This window comes from Thermodesulfobacteriota bacterium (assembly GCA_040758155.1).
Taxonomy (GTDB): Bacteria; Desulfobacterota; Deferrimicrobia; order Deferrimicrobiales; family Deferrimicrobiaceae; genus UBA2219.
The window spans coordinates 1-4,564 of sequence record JBFLWB010000179.1 but is presented as its reverse complement, the minus strand read 5'-3'; the positions used below and the strand labels follow the sequence as shown (position 1 = coordinate 4,564).

Annotated in this window: 6 protein-coding genes; 5 read left to right on the top strand and 1 reads right to left on the bottom strand. The window is 65.3% G+C overall.

All coding sequences use genetic code 11. The features are described 5' to 3' along the window. Window positions 1–141 precede the first annotated feature (141 nt). Genes AB1346_12325 through AB1346_12305 form a run of 5 tightly spaced genes read left to right on the top strand, consistent with a single transcriptional unit; the run spans window position 142 to window position 4,400 of the window. Window positions 142–840, top strand: a complete 699-nt coding sequence (locus tag AB1346_12325; GenBank protein ID MEW6721229.1) for a site-2 protease family protein — start codon at window positions 142–144, stop codon at window positions 838–840. 26 nt (window positions 841–866) lie between these two features. Beyond that, on the top strand, window positions 867–1,847 hold the full coding sequence (gene trpS / locus AB1346_12320) for a tryptophan--tRNA ligase (GenBank protein MEW6721228.1): 981 nt from the start codon (window positions 867–869) through the stop codon (window positions 1,845–1,847). A 49-nt stretch (window positions 1,848–1,896) separates the two neighbouring features. Next, window positions 1,897–2,655 (top strand): segregation/condensation protein A, encoded by a 759-nt coding sequence (locus tag AB1346_12315; protein ID MEW6721227.1) that lies wholly within the window; start codon window positions 1,897–1,899, stop codon window positions 2,653–2,655. Beyond that, window positions 2,615–3,439: an SMC-Scp complex subunit ScpB gene (gene scpB, locus AB1346_12310; protein MEW6721226.1), complete on the top strand. Its 825-nt coding sequence runs from the start codon at window positions 2,615–2,617 to the stop codon at window positions 3,437–3,439. The genes AB1346_12315 and scpB overlap by 41 nt, the downstream gene beginning before the upstream one ends. Continuing rightward, a complete protein-coding gene (locus AB1346_12305) occupies window positions 3,429–4,400 on the top strand; it encodes a pseudouridine synthase (protein MEW6721225.1) in 972 nt (323 codons plus the stop codon). Before scpB ends, AB1346_12305 begins: the two co-directional genes overlap by 11 nt. Here the strand turns inward: AB1346_12305 and AB1346_12300 are convergent. Further along, on the bottom strand, window positions 4,363–4,564 hold a 202-nt coding region (locus AB1346_12300; protein MEW6721224.1), incomplete at its 5' end, for a zinc-binding dehydrogenase. The two genes, AB1346_12305 and AB1346_12300, sit on opposite strands and share 38 nt — an antisense overlap.

Here is a 4,564-nt window from a genome sequence, read left to right as displayed (position 1 = left end):
CCGCAAAAGCGGGACAGACCTGTCTCTGTCCCCGTTCTGCGGAAGTTCTAAGGAACGTCCCTGTTCTGCTGTTCCACTCATGGCGGCATGGTAAAATTCTATGTTCAACGCATAAGGGGATGAACGGAAAGGGATGAAAACTTGCCGGATATAGGATATTACCTGCACCAGATATCCATCAATGCCCTGCCGGTGATCATCGCGATCACGTTCCACGAGGCGGCGCACGGGTATGTCGCCTACCGGAAAGGGGACCCGACGGCGAAAATGCTGGGGCGGGTGACGCTGAATCCCCTGCCGCACATCGATCCGATCGGGACGATCCTGATCCCGGGGCTGATGATCCTGCTGAAAACGGGGTTCATCTTCGGGTGGGCGAGGCCCGTCCCGGTGAACTTCCGGCTCCTCCGGGACCAGAAACGGGACCCGATCTACGTCAGCGCGGCGGGCGTCGTCACGAATCTGGGGCTGGCGGCGATCTCCGGGATCGTATTCCGGATCCTCATTGCGGCCGATCCCGGCCTGCTTTTCGAGGGGATGCGCGGAGGCGTTGCCGGCGCGGAGGGCGGCGCCGCCCGCATGGTGACCTTGCCGCTGGCGCTCATGTGCATCGTGTCGGTCCAGTTCAACGTGCTGCTGGCCGTCTTCAACATGATCCCGATCCCACCGCTGGACGGAGGACGGATCGCCGTGATGCTCCTGCCGCCCCGCGCCTCCATGGGACTGGCGTCGATGGAGCGGTACGGGATGCTGATCATCGTTGCGCTTTTCATGTTCGGGCCGGTTGGTATAATCTGGCGCTTCGTCCAGGTGATCTCCTCGTTCATCCTGGGCGGGTAGCCCATCACTCGAGAAGGGGAACCACGTTGCGAAAACGGGTCTTGAGCGGCATGCGGCCGAGCGGAAAGCTGCACCTCGGCCATTACATCGGGGTGCTCGTGAACTGGAAGAAGCTGCAGGAGGAGAACGACTGCTTCTATTTCGCGGCCGACTGGCACGCACTGACCACGGAGTACGAGAACACCGGGATCATCCGCGAGAGCATCGACGACATGATCATCGACTGGATGGCCTCGGGGATCGACCCTGCGAAGGCGACGCTGTTCATCCAGAGCCACGTCCCGGAGCACGCGGAGCTTCACCTGCTCCTCTCCATGATCACGCCGCTGTCCTGGCTCGAGCGCAATCCCACGTACAAGGAGCAGCTCCGGGAGATCACGACGCGAGACCTGCACACCTACGGGTTCCTCGGGTACCCTGTCCTCCAAGCGGCGGACATCCTCATGTACGATGCGGCGCTGGTCCCTGTCGGGGTCGACCAGCTCCCGCACCTGGAGCTCACCCGCGAGATCGCGCGGCGGTTCAATTTCCTCTACAAGGAGACGTTTGCCATCCCCGACGCGCACCTGACGGAGACGCCCAAGCTCATGGGCACGGACAACCGGAAGATGAGCAAGAGCTACGGCAACGCGATCCTCCTGTCCGATACGGCGGAAGAGGTGTGGGACAAGGTCCGCCCCATGGTCACCGACCCGGCGCGCCAGCGGCGCACCGATCCGGGCAACCCCGAGATCTGCAACGTCTTCTCGTACCACAAGATCTTCTCGGACCAGGAGACGATCGGGAAGGTCAATGTCGGCTGCCGGACGGCGGGGATCGGCTGCATCGAGTGCAAGCGGTGGATGTACGAGGGGATGGAAAAGGTCCTCAAGCCCATCCGCGAGGAGAGGTTGCGGATCGTGGAAAGCGGCGTTTCCGTCCGGGACATCCTCGCCGAAGGGACCGCGAAGGCGAAGCAGGTCGCAGAAAAGAAGATGACGGAGGTCCGCGACGCTGTCCGGATCTGAAGGGAAGACCGATACCGCCCAGGCCGCCCCGGCCAGCCCCGTCCAGGCGATGCCGCTGCGCCTCGAGATCTTCGAGGGGCCGCTCGACCTGCTCCTTCACCTGGTCCGCGAGCAGAAGCTCGACATCGAGCACATCCCCATCGCCAGGATCACCGAGCAGTACCTGGCCTACCTCGAGGTGATGCAGACGCTGAACCTCGACGTGGCGGGGGAGTTTCTCGTGATGGCCGCCACCCTGCTCCACATCAAGTCGAAATCGCTGCTTCCGAGGCACGAGGACGAAGAGGATGAGCAGGAAGACCCCGAGATCATGGCCCTGGAGCTTTCCCGGCGCCTGATCGAATACGAGCGGTTCAAGGAAGCGGCAGTGCGCCTTGGCGACCGCCCGGTGCTGGGGCGGGACGTCTTCGTGCGCGAGTTCCCCGGCGTGGAGCTGCCGGAAGAGGAGATCGCCATCACCGAGCTGTCGATGGCCGACCTCATCACGGCGTTCAAGGACGTACTTTCGAGGATGCCCTCGGGCGACGCCCACGAGGTCTTCGTCGAGCGGATCACCATCGCCGACGCCATCGCCTACATCCTCGACCGGATCAAGGCGGAAGGTTCCGTGAAGTTCGAGAGCATCGTGCAGCATTGCGGGACGCGCAACGAGATCATCTCCTTCTTCCTGGGGATCCTCGAGCTGGTGCGGCTGAAGACGATCCGCGTATACCAGGTGAGCCCGATGGGGATGATCAGCATCGTGCCCGCCGTACGGGAGAGCGAGAATGGAAGAGAATCCGAAGCGGACGCACCCGACATCGAGTGAGATGCCCGCGGAGGAAGGGGCGCCCGTTCCTCCGCCGGAGCCGATCAGCGTGGACGAACTGCTCGGTACGGTTGAGCCCGGGGAGCCGGAAGCCGCGGTCCCCCCTCCGGACCTGCAGCGCGCCGCGTCGATCCTCGAAAGCCTGCTGCTCGTGTCCACCGACCCGCTCTCCATCGAGAAGGGCCGCCAGCTCCTGGGCGATATCACCCGCGACCAGTTCGAGGAAGTGTTCCTCGCGCTCCAGGCGAAATATCCGAGGGAATCCTCCGGAATCCTTGTGGAAAAAGTGGCCAAGGGTGTGCAGTTCCGGACGAGCCCCGCGAACCAGGAGCACGTCCGGAAGCTCTTCGACGTGAAGCCGCCCCGCTTTTCGCGGGCTGCGCTGGAAACCGTGGCGATCATCGCCTACAAGCAGCCGCTGACCCGCCAGGAGATCGAGCAAATCCGCGGGGTGGACTGCGCCGGGTCGCTGAAAACGCTGATGGAGCGCCGCCTGGTGCGGGTCGTAGGGAAGAAGGACGTGCCCGGGAAGCCGTTCCTGTTCGGGACCACGCGGGAGTTCATGGAGGTCTTCGGCCTCTCCTCGCTGGGCGACCTGCCGTCGATGCGGGAGATCGAGGAATACCTCGCGGCCTCCACCGCCACGCCGGTGGACGCGGGCCGCCCCGGCATCGACCTGCCGCCCGCCGCGGAAGAAGTCCCTCCGAACGAAGCGCCGCCGAACGAAGCGTTGCCGGGCGAAGAGCCGCCGGGCGAGAAAGAGCCTCCCCCGTATGGCGACTGAGCGGCTGAACCGGTATATCTCGCTGGCCGCGGGCGTCTCCCGGCGGGTGGCGGACGAGATGGTCCGGAACGGGCGCGTCACCGTGGGAGAGCTCCCCGTCATGGACCCGGGGATGATCCTGGACCCGTCCGCCCGTGAGGTGCGGCTCGACGGGCGCACTCTCGTCCCGCTCCGGGAAGAGAAGATCTACATCATGCTTTACAAGCCCGACGGCGTCGTGACCACGATGAAGGACCGCGAGGGGCGCAAGACCGCCCCGGCGCTGATCGGCGAGCTGTCCAGCCGCGTCTTCCCCGTCGGCCGCCTCGACTTCCATACCACCGGCCTGCTCCTTTTGACCAACGACGGCGACTTCGCATACCGCCTGACGCACCCGCGCTTCGGCGTGGAGAAGACCTACGTGGCCAAGCTGATGAGCGTCCCGCGGCCGGCCGAGCTGAACATCCTCCGGCGGGGGCTGCCGATCGAAGGGAAGATGACGAATCCCGCGGAGGTGCATTTCCTCGAGAAGAAGGGCGGGAAGTCGTGGGTGAGCCTTCGCATCGCGGAGGGGCGCTACCACCAGGTGCGCAAGATGTTCGACGCCATCGGCCACCGGGTGACCAAGCTGCGCCGCACGGCGATCGGCCCGCTGGAGCTTGCCGGCATCGAGCCGGGGGAGTGGCGCTACCTCACGGCAAAAGAGGTGCGGGAGCTGAACGAGTACATGGACCGCCGCGCGGAGGAAGTCGCGGGGCAGGGGCCTCCGCAGGACGTCCCCCGGCACGAGAAGCGGATCGAGACGCCCGCCGACCGCGCGCGCCGCAAGGCCGTGAAGAAGGCCATCGCGGAGACCATCCTCAAGAGGAAGACGGCGGAACAGGAAGCGGCGGGGGAGCGGAAAGGCCCGCGTCAGCCCAGGCCGGCGTGGAAGCGCGGGCCGGTCACCCCGTCACGCGGAGGACGATCTTCCCGGCATTGAGGTTGGCCTCCATCCGCTCGTGCGCCGCCGACACGTCTTGCCAGTCGAAGACGGTGTCGACGATCGGGACCAGCCGCCGGTCCGCGAAGCGGGGCAGCGCGAATTCCGCGAACCGCTCCGTCAGGTCGATCTTGCGCCGGACGTCCATGGACCGGAGCGCGGCT